General features: G+C 68.8%; 19 protein-coding genes. 5 read left to right on the top strand and 14 right to left on the bottom strand.

Features of this window, described 5'->3' with window-relative positions; genetic code table 11:
- The first annotated feature begins 10 nt into the window (after positions 1-10).
- From ubiA to ACO07J_RS17555, 3 genes are all read left to right on the top strand, one after another.
- A complete protein-coding gene (gene ubiA, locus ACO07J_RS17565; RefSeq protein ID WP_422031326.1) occupies positions 11-988 on the top strand; it encodes a 4-hydroxybenzoate octaprenyltransferase in 978 nt (325 codons plus the stop codon).
- Positions 989-1,049: 61 nt separating this feature from the next.
- Positions 1,050-3,053: an OmpA family protein gene (locus ACO07J_RS17560; protein ID WP_422031324.1), complete on the top strand. Its 2,004-nt coding sequence runs from the start codon at positions 1,050-1,052 to the stop codon at positions 3,051-3,053.
- Positions 3,040-3,363, top strand: coding sequence for a hypothetical protein (locus ACO07J_RS17555; protein WP_422031322.1), 324 nt, complete (start codon positions 3,040-3,042; stop codon positions 3,361-3,363). Before ACO07J_RS17560 ends, ACO07J_RS17555 begins: the two co-directional genes overlap by 14 nt.
- 6 nt (positions 3,364-3,369) lie before the next feature.
- On the opposite strand, the gene ACO07J_RS17550 is transcribed toward ACO07J_RS17555, so the two are convergent.
- The 3 genes from ACO07J_RS17550 to ACO07J_RS17540 form a co-directional block, all read right to left on the bottom strand.
- Positions 3,370-4,086, bottom strand: coding sequence for a helix-hairpin-helix domain-containing protein (locus ACO07J_RS17550; RefSeq protein ID WP_422031320.1), 717 nt, complete (start codon positions 4,084-4,086; stop codon positions 3,370-3,372).
- A 178-nt stretch (positions 4,087-4,264) separates the two neighbouring features.
- A complete protein-coding gene (gene hisD, locus ACO07J_RS17545) occupies positions 4,265-5,575 on the bottom strand; it encodes a histidinol dehydrogenase (RefSeq protein ID WP_422031318.1) in 1,311 nt (436 codons plus the stop codon).
- Between the two features lie 134 nt (positions 5,576-5,709).
- On the bottom strand, positions 5,710-6,147 hold the full coding sequence (locus ACO07J_RS17540; RefSeq protein ID WP_422031316.1) for a low molecular weight protein-tyrosine-phosphatase: 438 nt from the start codon (positions 6,145-6,147) through the stop codon (positions 5,710-5,712).
- A 28-nt stretch (positions 6,148-6,175) separates the two neighbouring features.
- Here ACO07J_RS17540 and ACO07J_RS17535 point away from each other — a divergent pair, with 28 nt between their 5' ends.
- Positions 6,176-6,868, top strand: coding sequence for an NAD-dependent deacylase (locus ACO07J_RS17535; protein WP_422031314.1), 693 nt, complete (start codon positions 6,176-6,178; stop codon positions 6,866-6,868).
- 28 nt (positions 6,869-6,896) lie between these two features.
- Here ACO07J_RS17535 and ACO07J_RS17530 read toward each other — a convergent pair whose 3' ends face one another.
- Positions 6,897-7,256, bottom strand: coding sequence for a hypothetical protein (locus tag ACO07J_RS17530; RefSeq protein WP_422031312.1), 360 nt, complete (start codon positions 7,254-7,256; stop codon positions 6,897-6,899).
- A 199-nt stretch (positions 7,257-7,455) separates the two neighbouring features.
- Positions 7,456-7,746 (bottom strand): 50S ribosomal protein L28, encoded by a 291-nt coding sequence (gene rpmB / locus ACO07J_RS17525; protein ID WP_064258306.1) that lies wholly within the window; start codon positions 7,744-7,746, stop codon positions 7,456-7,458.
- Positions 7,747-7,967: 221 nt separating this feature from the next.
- On the opposite strand from rpmB, the gene ACO07J_RS17520 reads away from it, so the two are divergent.
- Positions 7,968-8,378 carry a (R)-mandelonitrile lyase gene (locus ACO07J_RS17520; protein WP_422031310.1) on the top strand — a complete coding sequence of 137 codons (411 nt, stop codon included), beginning with the start codon at positions 7,968-7,970 and terminating at the stop codon, positions 8,376-8,378.
- 43 nt (positions 8,379-8,421) lie between these two features.
- Here the strand turns inward: ACO07J_RS17520 and ACO07J_RS17515 are convergent, their stop codons facing one another.
- From ACO07J_RS17515 to ACO07J_RS17475, 9 genes are all read right to left on the bottom strand, one after another.
- The gene (locus ACO07J_RS17515) at positions 8,422-9,642 is read right to left on the bottom strand and encodes a TonB family protein (protein WP_422031308.1); all 1,221 of its coding nucleotides are present in this window, start codon (positions 9,640-9,642) and stop codon (positions 8,422-8,424) included.
- Positions 9,639-10,025, bottom strand: a complete 387-nt coding sequence (locus tag ACO07J_RS17510; RefSeq protein ID WP_300891187.1) for an ExbD/TolR family protein — start codon at positions 10,023-10,025, stop codon at positions 9,639-9,641. The genes ACO07J_RS17515 and ACO07J_RS17510 overlap by 4 nt, the downstream gene beginning before the upstream one ends.
- Positions 10,022-10,378: a biopolymer transporter ExbD gene (locus ACO07J_RS17505; protein ID WP_422031420.1), complete on the bottom strand. Its 357-nt coding sequence runs from the start codon at positions 10,376-10,378 to the stop codon at positions 10,022-10,024. The genes ACO07J_RS17510 and ACO07J_RS17505 overlap by 4 nt, the downstream gene beginning before the upstream one ends.
- A 25-nt stretch (positions 10,379-10,403) precedes the next feature.
- Complete coding sequence (locus ACO07J_RS17500) at positions 10,404-11,060, bottom strand: MotA/TolQ/ExbB proton channel family protein (RefSeq protein ID WP_422031306.1); 657 nt, start codon at positions 11,058-11,060, stop codon at positions 10,404-10,406.
- Entirely contained in the window at positions 11,057-11,500 is a 444-nt protein-coding gene (locus tag ACO07J_RS17495; protein WP_422031304.1) for a hypothetical protein, read from the bottom strand. The genes ACO07J_RS17500 and ACO07J_RS17495 overlap by 4 nt, the downstream gene beginning before the upstream one ends.
- A 133-nt stretch (positions 11,501-11,633) precedes the next feature.
- Positions 11,634-13,601 carry an FAD-dependent oxidoreductase gene (locus ACO07J_RS17490; RefSeq protein ID WP_422031302.1) on the bottom strand — a complete coding sequence of 656 codons (1,968 nt, stop codon included), beginning with the start codon at positions 13,599-13,601 and terminating at the stop codon, positions 11,634-11,636.
- Complete coding sequence (locus ACO07J_RS17485) at positions 13,591-13,815, bottom strand: hypothetical protein (protein WP_422031300.1); 225 nt, start codon at positions 13,813-13,815, stop codon at positions 13,591-13,593. Before ACO07J_RS17485 ends, ACO07J_RS17490 begins: the two co-directional genes overlap by 11 nt.
- Complete coding sequence (locus ACO07J_RS17480; RefSeq protein ID WP_422031298.1) at positions 13,812-16,343, bottom strand: FAD-dependent oxidoreductase; 2,532 nt, start codon at positions 16,341-16,343, stop codon at positions 13,812-13,814. The genes ACO07J_RS17485 and ACO07J_RS17480 overlap by 4 nt, the downstream gene beginning before the upstream one ends.
- Complete coding sequence (locus ACO07J_RS17475; RefSeq protein WP_422031296.1) at positions 16,340-18,409, bottom strand: FAD-dependent oxidoreductase; 2,070 nt, start codon at positions 18,407-18,409, stop codon at positions 16,340-16,342. Before ACO07J_RS17475 ends, ACO07J_RS17480 begins: the two co-directional genes overlap by 4 nt.
- Position 18,410 lies beyond the last annotated feature (1 nt).

Raw genomic sequence — 18,410 nt, 5'->3', positions numbered from 1 at the left:
GGGCAGATATATGACCCCGACGAACGAGACGCCAGAGCCGGACCGCGAGTCACTGGGCACGGTGGCCGACGCGGTGAAAGGCAACTGGGTGGACCGGCTGGCGCCGGAGGGGACACGGCCCTACCTGCGGCTTTCCCGGGCGGACCGGCCGATCGGGACGTGGCTGTTGTTGCTGCCGTGCTGGTGGGGCCTGCTGCTGGCGATGCTGCATGACGGGCGGGCCGGGTGGCACGACCTGTGGATCTTCGCGGGCTGCGGGATCGGCGCGTTCCTGATGCGGGGGGCGGGGTGTACGTGGAACGACATCACCGACCGGCATATCGACGGCTCGGTCGCCCGGACGGCATCGCGGCCGATCCCGTCGGGGGCGGTCAGCGTGACACAGGCGCTGGCGTGGCTGGTGGCGCAGGCGCTGGTGGCGCTGTGCATCCTGCTGACCTTCAACTGGGCGGCGATCCTGATGGGGGTGATCTCGCTGGTGCCGGTGTGCATCTACCCGTTTGCGAAAAGGTTCACGTGGTGGCCGCAGATATTCCTGGGGCTGGCGTTCAACTGGGGCGCGCTGCTGGCATGGGTGGCGCATAGCGGGCGGCTGGAGTGGCCGGCGGTGGTGCTGTACCTCGCGGGGATCTGCTGGACGCTGTTCTACGACACGATCTATGCCCACCAGGATGCCGAGGACGACGCCCTGATCGGGGTGAAATCGACCGCGCGGCTGTTCGGGCGCGAAAGCCCCCGGTGGCTGCGGCGGTTCCTCGTGCTGGCGGTGATCCTGCAGGGGCTTGCGGTGATCGGCGCGGCGGTCGGAGCGGCGCCCTTCGCGCTGCTGGTGGCGTTGCTGGGGACGTGGGCGTTCGGCTGGCACATGCACTGGCAACTCAGCCGCTTCGACCTGGATGACGGGGAACGGCAGTTGACGCTGTTCCGGTCGAACCGGGATGCGGGCCTGTTGCCCCTGCCGTTTTTTGCCGTTGCGCTGTTCCTTTGATTGATATTGCCCGCCTCTGGCCTTAAACACGCACGACGAGTTGGATTAACAGTATAGGCCCATGCGTCTTTCATCGGTATTCGCTATCGGCGGCGTGTTCCTGACAGCGGCCATCCTGTGCCTTGTCTGTGCGCGATTCGCCGTCTCGGTCGTCGAGGAGACCTCGCGCAACTCGGTCCGCAACACGCTTGACGAAAACGGCATGACCTGGACCGAGGTGGACGCCAACGGGCTGCATGTCTTCCTGGCCGGAACCGCGCCGACCGAGGCGCGGCGGTTCAAGGCGCTGTCGATCGCGGGATCGGTGGTGGATGCCGCGCGGGTGATCGACCAGATGCTGGTGCAGGATACCGGCCAGATCGCCCCGCCGCGCTTTTCCATGGAGATCCTGCGCAACGACAGCGGCGTGTCGCTGATCGGGCTGGTGCCCGCGGCGATGGACCGGGAGGCGTTCGTGGGCGCCGTCGAGGAGGCGGTGGCGGGCGAGCCGGTGGCGAACTTCCTCGAATCCGCCGACTATCCCGCGCCGGAGACGTGGGAGGCGGCGACGGATTACGCGCTGCGCTCGCTGAAGGACCTGAAGCGGACCAAGATCTCGGTGGATGCCGCGCAGATCTCGGTCACGGCGATGACCGAGAGCGCGGCGGTCAAGGCGGACATGGAGAACAAGCTTGCCCGGCGGGTGCCCGAGGGGCTGAAGCTGGCGCTGAACATCTCGGCGCCGCGGCCGGTGATCACGCCCTTCACCCTGCGCTTCGTGAGCGAGGAGGGCGGCACGCGGTTCGACGCCTGTTCCGCCGATACCGACGAGGCGCGGGACCGGATCGTCGCGGCGGCGCGCGAGGCGGGGCTGACCGGCAAGGCCAACTGTCTTGTCGGGATGGGCGTGCCCACCCCCAACTGGGCCAAGGCCGCCGAACAGGCGATCGGCGCGGTCAAGGAGCTTGGCGGCGGTGTGGTGACCTTCTCGGATGCCGATATCTCGCTGGTGGCGCTGGAAGGCACGCCGCAGGGGCAGTTCGACAACGTGGTGGGGGCGCTGGAGAGCTCGCTGCCGGAGGTGTTCGCGCTGCATGCCGTGCTGCCCGAGCCGCCGGAGGAGACGACGCCCGAGACGCCGGAATTCACCGCCACGCTGTCGCCCGAGGGCATGGTGCAGCTGCGCGGCCGGATCGCCACCGCCGCCGAGCGCAAGCTGGTCGACAGTTTCGCCCGGGCGCGGTTCACCTCGGACGGGGTGCATATGAGCGCGCGGGTGGCCGAGGGCTTGCCCGAGGGGTGGACGTTCCGGGTGCTGACCGCGCTTGATGCGCTGTCCTACCTGACCAACGGCGTGGTGCGGGTGTCGCCCGACGAGATGCATATCAGCGGCCTGACCGGGCAGGCCGAGGCCGGTTCGGCGATTTCGGGCATGTTCTCGGAAAAGCTGGGCGAGGGGGCGCAATACACGATCGACGTGGATTACCGCGAGGAGCTGGACCCGGTGGCGAGCCTGCCGACGCCCGAGGAATGCGAGGCGCGCATCGCCACGATCCAGGAGGCACGGAAGATCAGCTTCGAGCCGGGGTCGGCCAATATCGACGCCGATGGCTCGGACATCATGGACGACATCGCCGAGATCCTGAAGACCTGTGGCGAGATCACCATGGAGATCGGCGGCCATACCGACAGCCAGGGCCGCGAGGTGATGAACCAGCAGCTTAGCCAGGAGCGGGCGCAGACGGTTCTGAACGAGCTGCGGATGCGCCGGGTGCTGACCGCGTCGATTTCCGCCGTGGGCTATGGCGAGAGCCAGCCCATCGCCGACAACGGCACGGAAGAGGGCCGCGAGGCGAACCGGCGGATCGAATTCAAGGTGATCCTGCCCGTCGAGATCGTCGAAGAGCAAACAACGCTTGAAACTCTGGAAGGAACGTCAGAAGAACAGTCGGATAGTGATGGTGCCAGTGACGGTGCCGGGGGCGAAACTGACGATGCCGCCGGCGAGGCGGAAGAGGGGGCTGCGGACGCTGCCGATACCGGGGACGGCGACACGCAGGAAGACACGGCGGATGAACAGGATTGAATTCATAATCGCGACGGCCATCATTCTGTTCGTCGCCTTCGCGCTGGGCTGGTTCGCCAACTGGCTGGTCCACAAGTTCATCCGGGTGTCGCAATCGGACGTGGGCGAGCTGGAGCGGCTGGCGCAGGAGCTGCACGAGGCCGAGGAGACCCGCGACCAGGCGATCACCTACCTGCAGCAGCGCGAGGCGGAGCTGACCAACCAGCTGAGCCAGACCGAGGCCGAGCTGTCGGCGACGATGGACGGGCTGCGCGAGGCCCGGCACGAGGCGGAAAGCCTGCGGGCCGAGCTGGAGCGGCGCGCCGGATAGGGCGCGTTACTTCTTTTTCTTCTTGGGTTTGACTTTCGCGGCGGCCTTTTCTGCGGCCTTCTTTGCCTTGGCCGCGGCCTTCCTGGCCTTTTCGGCGGCCTTGGCAACCTTGCTTTCTGCCTTCTTGCGGGCCTCCTTGGCCTTCTTCTCGGCCTTGCGGGCGTCTTTCGCCTTTTGCTGGGCCTTCTTCTCGGCCTTCTTCGCGTCCTTGGCTTTAACCTCGGTCTTGTCAGCGGGCTTGGCCGGTTTCGCTGCCTTGGGTTTGGCGGCGGGTTTCTTCGCCTTGGTCGGTTTCTTCGCGGCCGGTTTGGGCGCGGGCTTCGCGGCCTCGGCGGTTTCGGCGCTGTGGGCGGTGTCGACCGGGGTAGCGGCGGGCTTGGTCCGGGTCTTGGCCGGGCTGCGCGGCGCGGTGGGGGCCTTCGACCTGGCGCCGGCGGTTTTGGTGGCGGCCTTGCCCGGTGCGGGTTTGGTGCGCGACCGGGTGGCGGGTTTGGTGGGGCTGGCTTTGGCGGGGCCGGGCTTGGCGGGCGAGACGCGGGCCGCCGCCATGGCGAGGCGGGCGTTCTCGATCAGCCGGGGCGCCGTGGCGGCGCCGATGCCGGGCACGTCGGTGAGCTTGGCCGCCGGGGTTTCGGCGAGATCCTTGGCCGTGGTGATGCCGCGCGAGGCGAGTTCGCGGGCCATGGCGGGGCCTACGCCCTTTACGTCTTTTGAGTCTGTCATGTTGATTGCCTTACCTTGGTTGGTATAGCTTTTGGCGATACTATGTATATACGTCGATTTCAACCGTCGTGATGACAGGGGAGAATAGGGGGGACTGGCGGCGGGGCAAGGGTTTTGTCGGACAGGGCTTTGCGGGGCGAGGGCGCGTTTTGTGCCGCGTGACATGCGCCGGGCCCGGTTACCCGGTTTCGCCCACCGCCTGTTTCGCGGGGGTGGCGGCCCGGTCGAGCCGGATGTCGGCGGTGCGGGCGTGGGCCTCCATGCCTTCGGCGCGGCTGATGGCGGCGGTGGCGGTGGCGAGGTCGGGGAGGGCGTCATCGCCGACTTCCTGCCAGGTGACGGTTTTCAGGAACTTGTGGACCGAGAGCCCGCCGGTATAGCGCGCGGCGCCGGAGGTGGGCAGGACGTGGTTGGGCCCGGCGGCCTTGTCGCCGAAGGCCACGGTGGTGGACGCCCCGAGGAAGAGCGAGCCATAGGCGCGCAGGCGGTCGCGCCACCAGGGCAGGTCGGCCGCCTGCACGTGGAGGTGTTCGGGCGCCTTGCGGTCGGCGTATGCGGCCATCTCCTCGGCGTCGGCGCAGAGGACGACCTCGCCGAAGTCGCGCCAGGCGGCGGTGGCGGCCTCGCGGTTGGCCGGGGGCAGGGTGGCGATGAGTTGGGGCACGCGCGACAGGACGGTGTCGGCCAAGGCCCGGTCGGTGGTGGCGAGCCAGGCGGGGGAGGTCGGCCCGTGCTCGGCCTGGCCCACGAGGTCGTTGGCGACGGTTTCCGGGTCGGCGGTGGCGTCGGCGAGGACGAGGATATCGGTGGGGCCGGCGAACATGTCGATGCCGACGTGGCCGAAGAGCTGGCGCTTGGCCTCGGCCACGTAGGCGTTGCCGGGGCCGACGAGGATATCGGCCGGGCGCCCGCCGAAGAGGCCGAAGGCCAGCGCCGCCACGCCCTGCACCCCGCCGAGGGTGAGGATGCGCGAGGCGCCGGCGAGCTGCATGGCGTAGAGCATGGGGGACGGGATGCCGTCGGCGGCCGCGTTGGGCGGCGTGCAGGCGGTGATGTCGGGAACGCCGGCCTCGCGCGCGGTGGCGATGGTCATCAGCGCCGAGGCGATGTGGCTGTAGCGCCCGCCGGGCACGTAGCAGCCGGCGGAGCGGACGGGGATCTGTTTCTGGCCGGCGACGAGGCCGGGGCGCAGTTCGACCTGCATATCCTTCGCCGTGGCGCGCTGGGCGGCGGCGAAGCGGGAGATGTTGTCATGCGCCCAGCCGATGCTGTCCTTGAGGGATTGCGGGGTCTCGGCGATGGCCTGTTCGATGCGCTCGGGCGAGACGACGATCTCTCCCTCCCAGCCGTCGAGGCGGCGTGCGTAATCCTGCGCGGCCTGTGCGCCGCCGGTGCGGAGGGTGGCCAGCATCTCGCGCACGGTGTCGGAGATGGCTTGCGTCGCCTGCGGCTGTTCGCCGGGGGCGGATTTGAGGGGGGTTTCGGCCATGCGCGTCTCCTTCCCGCCATCAGTTGCGTGGCGGATGGCGCCGGGGCAAGGGGCTTGGCCGTTCGGAGGGGGTGTTTTTTCGGCGGCTGAAACGGGATTTCGGGTTTCCTGAAAAGAGCGGCGCGAAACCGGGTTCAGAGGCTGGCCTTGAGCCCGCGTGCCGCTTTTTCGATCAGGTCGAGCGTGCCGTCGAAATCGCGGGTGTAGTAAGGGTCTGGCACGTGGTCCATCCCGGCCTCGGGGGCGTAATCGGTGAAGAGGCGGAGGGGCGTGGTGTTGCCGGCGGGGCGGCGGGCCTCGATGTTTTCGATGTTGGAGGTGTCCATCGCGACGAGCAGGTCGAAGCGGGTGAAATCCTCGGGCGAGAGTTGCCGCGCGCGGAGGTCGGAGAGGTCATAGCCGCGGGCGAGGGCGGCGCGCTGCATCTCGCCGTAGGGCGGCTCGCCCACGTGCCAGTCGCTGGTGCCGCAGCTGTCGGTCTCGACCTCGGGGGCGAGGGCGCGGAACACGCCTTCGGCGGTGGGCGAGCGGCAGATATTGCCAAGGCAGACGAAGAGAATCCGGGTGGTCATGGGGTCAGTGATAGGGCAAGCAGGGGGCATGGAAAAGATCGTGATCCTGACGGGGGCCGGCATTTCCGCCGAAAGCGGGCTGGGCACGTTCCGCGACGAGGGCGGGATCTGGACGCAATACGCGCTGGAGGACGTGGCGACGCCCGAGGGCTTCGCCCGCGATCCGGTGCTGGTGCATGAGTTCTACAACGCGCGGCGGGCGCAGGCGGCGGAGGCGGAGCCGAACCCGGCGCACAAGGCGCTGGCGCTGTTGGAGGCGGAGCACAAGGGCGAGGTGCTGATCGTGACGCAGAACGTGGACGGGCTGCACGAGAGGGCCGGGTGCCGCAACGTGCTGCACATGCACGGGCAGCTGGACCGGGCGCTGTGCGGAGGGTGCGGGCACCGGTGGGAGGCGCCGCCGGCGATGGCGGTGGAGGATGCGTGCCAGGCGTGCGGGGCAAGGGGCGTTCGGCCGGACGTGGTGTGGTTCGGGGAGATGCCCTATCACATGGACCGGATCGACCGGGAGCTGGCGGAGGCGGATATCTTTGCCGCAATCGGCACGTCGGGGCAGGTCTATCCGGCGGCGGCTTTCGGGCAGCTGGCGGGGGCCTATGGGGCGCGGACGGTGGAGCTGAACCTGGAGCGGTCGGCGGCGTCGGAGGATTTCAGCGAGCTGCGGCACGGGCCGGCGAGCCAGGTGGTGCCGGCTTGGGTGGAGGAGGTGTTGCGGGGGTGAGGGATAAGGCGAAGAGAGTTCACAACGGTTAGGTGTTTGAACGCCAAAAGTACCACAGGATCAAATAAGGGATCAGCAGGACCAGAGCTGTGAAACGCCAAAGGTTTCGCGCTCTCCGGACTTCCATGAGATCAACCTCACAGGTTGCGAGTTCTTCCACGGCTTGATCATGCCATTGCTCGATAACCTGATAATCGTCGGGACGAGCAAACTCATCTAGATAAAACTCCATTTCCTCGTTCTTGGACGAAAACTGCCCTGGCCACCATTCGTGCTCGACGTGAAAGGCGGCCTTCGTCCCGACGAACTCACGGTATGCCATTACAATTTTCATAAGCGTTTCGTATTCGGGTCTTGGCCGACCCTCCCCCACTTCGCCGAGTTTCAATGTATTTCCCTCCCGCCAACTGAACGATCAATATCAAGGTGTGTAGTTAGGATTTGTACCACAGGGATCCCATTGTTGTTTTGATATACGACCCTTGAAGTCAACGTTCGGAAAATAAACGGATAAAACTCAGGCAAAAAGAAAAGCCCCGCCGGGTCAGGCGGGGCCGTGCTTGAGCCGTCGTGAGGGGGAATGCCCCTCAGGCGTTGGCCGCCTGGGCCTTCGCGATCTCTTTCTTCACCTTCAGCGCGGTGGCCGACAGCGTGTCGTCCTTGGCCTTGGCAAGAAACGCGTCGAGACCGCCGCGATGGTCGACGCTGCGCAGGGCCGAGGCCGTGATCCGCAGCTTGATGCCGCGGCCCAGCGTTTCGGACTGCAGCGTCACATCGTTCAGGTTCGGCAGGTACCGGCGCTTGGTCTTGTTGTTGGCGTGGCTGGAGTTCATGCCAACCATCGGCTTCTTTCCGGTCAGTTCGCACACGCGCGACATGGGGTCATCCTCGTCTTGGGTCAGGGCGCGTTGCGGCCCCGTTCAATACAAACGGGCACCACCAATGGCGGCGCCCCGAAATCCGTCTGCGGTCTTTACGGCCAAAGAGGGGGGGCGTCAAGGGATTCGGGCGGGGAAATTCGCCGGTGCACGGCGGGGAGTTGAATGTGCCGCCCGGGCGCCTAGGGTGAGGGGCGGAGCGCATCGGAAGGGAGACGCAGATGGATATCATGAGAGCCGCGGAGCGGGAAAGCCGCTTGGCGAGTGCCGAGTATTTCACCGGCCGGGTCTGGCAGGACCCGGTGATCGAGGCGCCGGAGCCCGCGCGGGTGCGGGCGCTGAAGGTGACCTTCGAGCCCGGCGCGCGGACCGCGTGGCACACCCATCCGCTGGGCCAGACGATTCACGTGCTGTCGGGCGTGGGGCTGGTGGGCCTGCGCGGGCAGGCGCCTCGGGTGATCCGGCCGGGCGACACGGTGTGGTTCGCACCGGGAGAGGAGCACTGGCACGGGGCGGCGACGGGGTCGATGATGTGCCACCTTGCCATGCAGGAGGCGGAGGAGGGCCGGGTGGCCGACTGGCTGGAGCAGGTGAGCGACGCGGATTATGGGCGGGCGCCGGACCCGGCATAGCGCCGGTGGGCCCGGGTCCGTCCGGCGATGCCGGTGCCGGGGGTCAGCCGCCCTTGATGTTGATCGAGAAGCTGCGGCGGGCGCCGGGCGGCGGGGCCGGGAAGGGGGCGGCGCGGCGGACGACGCCGAGCGCCGCCTGGTCGAGCCGGCCGTTGCCCGAGCTGCGGGCGAGCGACAGGCCCGAGAGGCCGCCGCTGGGGGAGATGGTGAAGGCCACGACGGCGGTGCCGCGCGAGCCCACCTGCGGGCGGCGGACGCGTGAGATCTGGCGCATGACCTGGCCGGGGTAGTTGCTGGCCGCCGCGTTGCCGGACTGGGCCGAGCGGCCGGTGCCGGTGTTGGCCTGCTGGCGGGTGGTCTCGGCGCCGGTGGCCGCGCCGGTGGTGGCGTTCTGGCTGGCGTTGCCCTGCGGCTGTTGGCGGGCGGCCTGTTGCTGCTGTTGCTGCTGCTGGCGGCGCTGTTCGGCCTGCCGCTCCTGCCGTTCCTGTTCGCGCTGGCGGGCGAGGCGCTCCTGTTCCTCCTCGATGGCCCTGGGCCGGGTCTGCGGGCGCAGGGAGCGGGAGACGGCGGGGGAGGTTTCGGGGTCGGCCTCGATGGTTTCGGCGCTGTCGGCGAGGGTGGAGGGGGTGACCGGTTCGGCGAGGGTCAGTTCCGGACGTGTCGGTTCGAGCGCGGCGAGGGGTGTTTCCCGCGGCTCGGACGGCTGGACCTCGTCCGGGGCGGTTTGCCGCAGGGTTTCGGGTTCGGGGGTTTCGGCGTCCTGCGCGACGGCCACGTCGGCGGCGACGTCGGGGACTTCCGGCGCGGTGGCGGTGTCGGCCCGGTCGGCTTCCTGCGGCTGGTCGGGGGTGTCCTGTGCTACCGGCCGGGGCGCGTCGGGGCGGGTTTCCTCGGGCGTGGTTTCGGCGGTCTGCTGCTCGGGCGTCTCGGCCTCGCGCGCTTCCTCCGGCTGGTCCTGCGCGGTTTCCCCGGTGGGTGTTTCCTCGGTCAGCTCTTCGGTCTGGTCGGCCTCGGTCGTCTCGGCCTCGGTCGGTTCGGCCTGCGCCTCGGGCTCGTCGGGTTCGGTCAGTTCCTCGGTCCTGGCGGGGGAGACGGTGCCCTCGACCATGTCGGAGAAGGCATTGCCGAGGCTGGCCTGCATCGCGCCGCCGGAGCCTTCCATCTCGATCTCGATATCGGGGGTGATGGCCCAGAGCGCCAGCCCGTGGACGGTGAGGGCCGTGGCCGCGGCGAGGGTCTTGGCGAGGCGGGAGGAGGCGGTCATTGCAGGCCCCGTTCGGTGACGACGAGTACGCGCTCGGCGCCTTGACTGCGCAGCTCGCGGGTCAGGTCGACGAGGGTCTGGGCCGGCAGTTCGCGGTCGGGCACGAGGCGGATGGTCTTGCGCTCCTCCTCGGAGAGGGTGGCGACATAGGCGGTGGCGGAGGCCTGGGTTTCGCCGCGGTAGCTGAGCCGGCCGTCGGCGTGGACGACCAGCGTGTCGGGCGGCGCGCGCCCCTCGAGATCGGCGGTGCGCACGAGGTCGAGATCGCCGTCGAGCGGCTGGGCCAGGGTGCCGGCCACCATGAAGAACACCAGCATCAGGAAGACGATGTTGATGAGCGCGATGGTGGGTTCGCGTTTCTGGGTGGCGCGCGCGCGTCTCATGAAGCGGTTCCCAGCACGGTGACGCGGACGGGCCCGACCGAGCGCAGGGCGACCAGCAGGTCGGTCAGGCGCTGGGCGTTGACGCCGTCACGCAGGCTGACGAGGACGGGGGTTTCCGTCTCCTCGGTTTCGCGCAGCGCGTCGAGGGCGGGTTTCAGGCCGGTGAGTTCCACGTCCTCTCCGTTGAGGCTGAGCGTGTCGGGGCTGAGCCGCAGGAAGGCGGGGGGCGTGTCGGATTGGGCCGCCGCGCCGCCGGCTGCCGCGCTGATCTCGACCTCGGCGAAGCGCGAGAAGGTCGAGGACAGCATGAAGAAAAGCAGCAGCAGGAAGATGACGTCGATCAGCGACGTCATCGACAGGCGCTTGCGGGCGCGTGATCTACGCACCGGCGGGCACCGCGCCGCGGGCGGGCGCGGCGGCCGGCGCGGCCCCTTGCGGGAAGAGGATGGTCGAGATGGCACGCCCGGCGGTGACGCGTTCGGCGTCCATGCGGGCCTCGAACCAGCTGAGCACCAGCGCGGTGGGCATGGCCACGGCAAGGCCCACGGCGGTGGTCAGCAGCGCCACCCAGATGCCGCCCGCCAGAAGCGAGGGATCGACCTGTGCGCCGGCCTGCTGGAGCGACTGGAACGCCTCGATCATGCCGAGCACGGTGCCGAAGAGGCCGAGCAGCGGCGCCAGCTGGGCCACGGAATCGAGCAGGCGGAAGCCGCTTTCGAGCCGGGCGAAGCGGGTTTCGGCCTCGGCCTCGAGCCTTGCGGCGTCGGCGGGGCCGGAGGTGAAGGCCATCTCGATCACCGGGGCGAGGTAGCTGCGCGAGCGCGACAGCGCGGCCTGCGCGCCGGCGCGGTCGCCGCGATCCCAGGCCGCGACGGCCTCGGACAGTTCGCGGTGACGGCCGGCATGGGCCGCCTTGAATTGCCAGAGCTTGTAGAGGATCACCGCCAGCGTCAGCACCGAGACGCCGAGCAGGACCATGACGACGGGACCGCCGAGATCGGCGACCTGGCGGAGGGCTTCGAGCATCTCGGTCATCCGACCACCTCCACCTCGGTGCGGCTGTTGACCTGCAGGCCGGTGGAGCAGGCGCTTTCGTCAAGCTCGGGCGCGTTGCAGGCATGGGCGCCGTTGATCAGCACGCGGCCGATATTGTCGCAGGTCAGGCCCGGCACGGAGAATTGCCGTACGCGGGGCCGGCCCGGCGGCAGTTCGCCGAAATCGAAGAGCGTCAGGCGGTCGACCTGCCCGTCGGCGTTGAAGAGGACGGTTTCGTAGACCGCCTTCTCGATCGGCTTGTCGTGGCCGTTGATGACCAGGAAGGTCAGCGCGCAGGCGCCCTCGCCGGGTTTGACCGTGTTCAGCTCGACCATGACATTCTTGCCGATGGGCGTGTCCTGGGCCATCGCGGCGGGCGCGGTGAGGCAGGCGGCGGCGAGGGCGGCGAGGGGGAAAAGGCGGAAGGCGTGGCGCGTCATGCTGGGCTCCGGGACAAGGACCTGAACGGATTCGTGCCTGGCTTGGGTATGTCCCAGCTTGGCGTTTATCAATGGGATTCACCACAAATCCCCGTGTGGCGCAATACCTAATCGAAATTGTCGGGATAGCGCGTCAGAGCGCCGTACCGGCCTTGAGCCCTTCGAACACGGCTTCCTCGACGGTGCGCGGGGTGAGGCAATCGCCGATCAGGTGCAGCTCGCCCGGCCATTGGGAAAGCTGGTCGGCGAGCGTGGTGACCGGCTGGTGGCCGAGGGAGGTGACGAGGGTGTCGACGCCTTCGAGCATCACCGGCTCGCCGCTGAGGACGTGCTGGAAATAGGCATCCTCGGCATCGGCGCCGTAGAGGCGGAGGTAGGGAAGGATCTCGACGCCCAGGCGGTAGAGCGTGCCGAGCCAGGCGTCGCGGGCGTATTGGGGGATCGACTGCCCCGCCATGGTGCCGTTGACGGCGAGGCGGACGTGGCAGCCGTTGCGGGCGAGGCGTTCGGCGAGGCCGAGGCCGATCCAGTCGCCCTTCCAGTCGGCGATGACGACGCGGCCGCCGATATTGGCCTTGTCCTGCAGGACCTCCCAGGCGGTGAGGATATGGGCCTCGTCGGCGCCGGGGATGTCGGGGGTGTAGGGCGTGGCGCCGGTGGCGCAGATCACCGCGTCGGGGGCGGTTTGCTCGATCAGCGAGAGGTCGGCGGGGCTGTTGAGGCGGATGTCGACGCCGGCGGATTTGGCCTCGTGGGCGAGGTTGGTGGCGGCGCCGCCGAATTCGGCACGGCCGGGGAGGGATTGGGCGAGGTTGACCTGGCCGCCGAGGGTGGCGGTGGCCTCGTGCAAGGTGACGTGATGGCCGCGGGCGGCGGCGATGGCCGCGGCCTTGAGGCCGGCGGGGCCGCCGCCGATGACGAGGACGCGTTTGGGATTGGTCGCTTTGGAGAGGGTGCCGTATTCGAGTTCGCGGCCGGTTTCGGGGTGCTGGATGCAGGAGATGGGCTGGCCGTTCAGCATGTGGCCGATGCAGGCCTGGTTGCAGGCGATGCAGGCGCGGATGTCGTCTAGGCGGTTTGCCTGTGCCTTCAGGGGCATTTGCGGGTCGGCGATCATGGCGCGGGTCATGCCGCACATGTCGGCCTGGCCGGAGGAGAGCACTTCCTCGGCGATCTGGGGCTGGTTGATGCGGCCGGCGACGAAGATCGGGAGGGTGACGCGGGCGCGGATGGTGGCGGCGAGGGGGGCGGTGTAGGCCGTCTCGTAATGCATCGGCGGGACGATGTGGGTGGAGCCGGCGAGGCCGGCGGAGGTGCCGGCGGTGACGTTGAGGTAGTCGAGGGTTCCGTCCTGGCCAAGGGCCTCGGCGATGGCGAGGACTTCGGGCTGCTCGAGGCCGTCATGGTCCTTTTCCTCGCCCGAGAGGCGCAGGCCGATGGCGAGGCCGGGGCCGGCACCGCGGCGGGTGGCGGCGAGGACCTCGCGGACGAAGCGGAGGCGGTTCTCGGGGGAGCCGCCATAGGCGTCTTGCCGGATGTTGGTGCGGGGGTTGAGGAACTGGCCGAGGAGATAGCCGTGGGAGGCGAGCACCTCGATGCCGTCGAGGCCGGCGCGTTTCAGGCGGGCGGCGGCGGCCTCGAACCCCTCGACGATCTCGGCGATGAGGGCCTGCGGCATGGCGCGGGGCATGACGTGGAAGCGTTCGTTCGGCACGGCGGAGGGGGCGTAGGCGACGGGCTGGGTGCCGTCGGCCAGCGCGCCCATCTCGCGGCCCGGGTGGGTGAGTTGGCCGAAGACCTTGCAGCCGTGGGGTCGGCAGGCGGCGATGATGCGCTCGTAGCCGGGGATGCAGGCGTCGTCATAGGCGGTGATCGCCGCGCGGCCGGAGGTGCCGGAGGGGTGGGCGCGGGCGGCCTCGACGATGATCAGCCCGGCGCCGCCCCGGGCGCGGGCGCCGTGATAGGCGGCCATGCGGGCCGAGGGCACGCCGTCTTCGAGCATCACGGTCATGTGGCCGGTGGAGAAGATGCGGTTCTTGAGGAGCGTAGGGCCGACGCGGAGGGGGGAGAAAAGCGTCGGGAAAGGGTGGTCAGCTGTCATCGCCGGGCTCTTCCTCGGGGTCGGGGAGGGAGAGGCGTTTTTCCTGCAGGCGTTGCAGGCTCTTGTGGCGGGCGGTGCAGACGTCGCATTCGCGGGGGGTGCCCTCGGTCTGCGTCTGGGGTTCGCCGTAGATGTTGGGTGTCTCCGTCTCGGCGTTGGTGCCGTTGGCGAGGGCCGGCGAGGCGAGGAGGAGGGCGAGAAGGGCGTATCTCATGCGGTTCCCGTTTCGAGGTAGCGGCGGAGGTGGGCAGCGCTGTCGGCCCGGTGCGCGGCTTCGCTTTCGAGGAAGTCGATGGCGGCGAATTCATGGGCGGTGAGGATGCGCAGCGCGGGCAGGTCCTCGGGCGGGGCCATGGCCTCGAGCCCTTCGAAATCGTCGATATAGGCGGGGAAGCTTTCGCGCATGGCTCCGATCAGGGTGGGCCAGTCTGTCGGTTCGCGGTCGGCCTGTTGCTGGCCGGAGGCGTGCAGGTTGGCGGTGGCGCGCGGGGTGAGGCCGTACTTGTGCAGCAACGGGCGGACGGCGGCGGCGGCGAAGGTTTCCACGTCGCCCATCAGGCGCATCTTGTCGGCGTGGTCGGGGGTGGAGAGGCGGTCGGCGATGCGGTGGAAATAGGCTTCGCCCTCGATCTCCTCCTCGTAGTATTTCAGCAGCGTGTCGAGATAGGCGGAGGTGGCGGGGCCGGTGGCGCCGACATCGACCCGGTCGTGACGGCCCACGTGGCGGGTGTCGGCGACGCTGTCGAGGTCGCGGGCGTAGCGGTGCCCGGCATAGACGGCGGCTGCGATGATGGCGGGGGCCTCGCAATCGCCGATGCGTTTCAGGGTGAAGGGGAGGGTCGAGGCGTCGCCGCCGGCGGAGGCGAGGAGGTCATGGTAGAGCGTGTCGTTGGGCGCGCGCTGGGTGACCATGACGACGGAGGTGGCGGGCAGGCGTTTCTCCGTTCCGGTGAAGATGCAGGAGAGGGTGGCCTCGGTGCCGTCGTAGCGTTCGAGGTTCTGCGCGACGTCGATGGCGACGCCCTGCTGCATGAGGCGGGTGCGGACGGACCAGCGTTCGGTGGTCTTGCCGGCCCATTCGGAGACGACCTCGGACGGGGTGGCGAGTGTGACGTCGAGGCCCTTGGACCGCAGCAGTTCGGCGATCAGGCCGCCCATGTAATAGCGGTCTTCGTCGTAGACGAGGACGGGGCCCTCGGGGATGTTGCCGGCCATGATGTCGTCGGGGGTGAGGAGCGGGATGTCGGGATCGGCGACGGGTTTGAAGACCTCTCCATCGAAGCGGTCGCGGCGCCACGTGGCGCCGGTGGCCAGCACGACGTGATCGGCGCCGACCTCGCGCACGGTGTCGGCGGTCATGGCGCTTTCGCGGAAGATCTCGACATTGGGCATGTCTTGCAGGGCCTGTTCGCGGTAGTCGCGGACGCGGGCATAGGGGCTCATGCCCGGCAGGGCGGATTCGAGCGTGGCGCGGCCGCCGAGGGTGCGGGTGGCCTCGGCCAGCATGACGTTGTAGCCGCGCTGGCCGAGGGCGCGGGCGGCTTCAAGGCCGGCGGGCCCGGCGCCGACCACGAGGATCGAGGCGTCGGAGCCCTTGGGGGCTATCCTTTCGGGGTGCCAGCCTTTGCGCCATTCCTCGCCCATGGCGGGGTTCTGGGTGCAGCGGATGGGCACGCTGAGGCTGTCGCCGGAATAGCAGATGTTGCAGCCGATGCATTCGCGGATGGTGTCCAGCGCGCCGGACTCGATCTTGGACGGCAGGAACGGGTCGGCGATGGAGGGGCGGGCGGCGCCGATGAAATCGGTGATGCCGCGCTTGACCTGGGAGACCATCGTGTCGGGCGAGGTGAAGCGGCCGACGGTGACGACGGGCTTGGAAGTGATGCCCTTGACGAAGGACATGTAGGGCTCGAGCGCCGCTTCCTGCGTGTAGCGGGAGACGCCCATTTCCACGAAGTAATTGGCGATGTTGATGTCCCACAGGTCGGGCAGGTCGGCGAGCATGGCCAGCATGTCGCGGCGTTCGCCGTGGATGGGCACGCCGTCTTCGCCGATTTCCTCGTCGGCCGAAAAGCGGACGGCGACGGCGCAGCGGTCGCCCACGGCTTCCTTGGTTTCCTCGATCAGTTCGCGCACGAGCCGCACGCGGTTTTCCAGCGAGCCGCCGTATTCGTCGGTGCGGGTGTTGATGCGGGGGTGGAGGAAGTTGGACAGGAGGTAGGTGTGGGTGGCGTAGACATAGACGATATCGAAGCCCGCGTCGCGGGCGCGGAGCGCGGCGTTGCGATGCCAGAGGCGGAGGTTGCGGATATCCTGCTTGTCCATCGCGCGGGTCTGGTAGGGGTGGCCGGCGAGGTTGGGCATGGAAGCGATGTCCATCGGTACTTCGCGGGTCATCAGGTTGGCGGTGCGGGCGCCGCCATACCAGAGCTCGGCCCCGGCCAGGGCGCCGTGTTCGTGGACCGCGTCGGTCATCAGGCTGTGGGCGCGGATATCGCTGTCGTCCCAGAGCGCGGCGGAGGGGTGGGGCAGGTCGTCGGAGGTGGGGTGGATGGAGTTGTACTCGGTGCAGACCACGGCCCAGCCGCCCTCGGCCTTGACCCCGCGCATGGCGGCCAGCATCCGGGGGCGCATGTAGCCCATGCCGGTGCAGTGGGGGACCTGGTAGAAGCGGTTCTTCGCGGTGACGGGGCCGATCTTCACCGGCTCGAAGAGGATGTCGTAGCGTGGGTCGCGGGTCATTCCGCTGCCTTTCGGGGTTCGGGGGCCGGGGAGAGTTCGGTGAGTTCGCGGCGGAAGGAGATGGCGCGGTTGTCCTGCTCGCCCAGTTCGCGGGCGTATTGGTGGCCGGCGTAGACGGCGGCGGCGATGATGCCGGGGGCGAAGGCATCGCCGATGCGGGTGACGTTGGGGGCCTTCTGTGCGGTGAGGTCGTGGTATAGGGTGTCGACGGGCAGGCGCATGGTGACGAGGACAGCGGTGCCGCAGGGGATGGTGCGGGGGGTGCCGGTGTAGGTGCAGGCGAGATCGGCCTCGCCCTTTCGCAGGGCGGTGAGGTTGTGGGTGAGGATGAGGTCTACGCCCATTTCCAGCAGGCGTTTCTGGACCACGTGCTGTTCGAGCGTGTTGTGGGACCAGCCCGCCACCTCGGGCGCGGCGGTGACGAAGGTGACCTCGTGACCGTCGGCGCGGAGCTTCTCGGCCATGAGGCCGCCCATGTAGAAATTGTCATCATCGAAGATCACGACGGGGCCGGTGGGTTCGGTTCCGTCCATGATGTCGTTCGGGGTGAGCACGGTGGCGCCCTCGTCGATGGCGATGCCGCGGGGGTTGGTGCGGCCGATGCCCTCGGCTGTCCAGCGCGAGCCGGTGGCCAGAACGATGCGGTCGGCGCCGAACTCGGTGGCGGTTTCGGCGGTGAGCTCGCTTTCGAGGTAGAGGTGGACGTTGGCCATCTGGCTGATCTGGTAGGTGCGGTAATCGACCACGCGGCCCCATTCGGAGAGGCCCGGCAGGCGGCGCTCGCCGACAAGGCGGCCGCCGGCCTCGGAGCGGGCGTCGGCGAGGGTGACCTCGTGGCCGCGCTGGCCGAGGGCGCGGGCGGCTTCAAGCCCGGCGGGGCCGGCGCCGATGATGAGGATCGAGTCCTCGGTGCGTTTCGGCGGGATGCGGTCGGGGTGCCAGCCCTTGCGCCATTCCTCGCCCATGGTGGGGTTCTGGGTGCAGCGCATGGGGGCGAAGCCCATGTCGCCCGAGATGCAGATATTGCAGCCGATGCATTCGCGGATGTCCTCGATGCGGCCTTCCTCGATCTTCTTCGGCAGGAAGGGGTCGGCGATCGAGGGGCGGGCGGCGCCGATGAAATCGAGCTTGCCGCCCTTGACGAGCGAGACCATCGCGTCGGGCGAGGTGTAGCGGCCGACGCCGACGACGGGTTTCGACGTGACGCCCTTGACGAAGGCAACGTAGTCGTCCTGAAAGCCCTGCTGCTTGAAGCGGGAGGGGGCGCTGTCATGCTCCCAGCCGGAAATGTTGACGTCCCACAGGTCGGGCTCTTCGGCGAGCATCTCGACAAGGTCGCGGCCTTCGCCGTCGCAGGTCATGCCCTCCTCGCCCATCAACTCGTCGACCGCGAAGCGGAGGGCCACGGCGCAGGTGTCGCCGACGGCATCCTTGGTGTCTGCGAGGATCTCGCGCAGCAGGCGGGCGCGGTTTTCGAGCGAGCCGCCGTACTGGTCGGAGCGGCGGTTGCGGTAGGGCGAGAGGAAGTGGGAAATGGTCGAGAGCTGGTGACCCGCGTAGACATAGACGATATCGGCCCCGGCGGTGCGGGCGCGCAGGGCCGCGTCGCGGTGCCAGCGGCGCAACTCGCGGATATCGGAGAGGTCCATCGCGCGGGCCTGCACCGGGTCGGCCAGTGCCACGGGGTGGTGCGAGGGGCCCATCGGCGCCATCCGGCTGTAGCGGTTGGCGGTCATGACGCCGGCGTGGTTCAGCTCGATCCCGGCAAGGCTGCCGAATTCGTGGATGCCCTCGCACATGCGGGCGAAAAGGGGAATGTCGCGGTCTTCCCAGAGGCGGCCGCCGGCCCAGGGGGTGTGATCGGCGGAGGGGTGGATTTCCACCTCCTCGGTACAGACGACGGCCCAGCCGCCCTCGGCCTTGACGCGGCGCATTTCGGTCATGGAGGAGGGGAAGGTGCGGCCCATGCCGTTGCAATGCGGGACCTGGTAGAAGCGGTTCCGTGCGGTCACGGGGCCGATCTTCACCGGCTCGAAAAGGATGTCGTAGCGGGGATCTCGGGTCATG

The sequence above is a fragment of the Roseovarius sp. genome (genome assembly GCF_965228755.1).
Lineage (GTDB): Bacteria > Pseudomonadota > Alphaproteobacteria > Rhodobacterales > Rhodobacteraceae > Roseovarius.
This window is presented reverse-complemented; position numbering and strand designations above follow the sequence as displayed.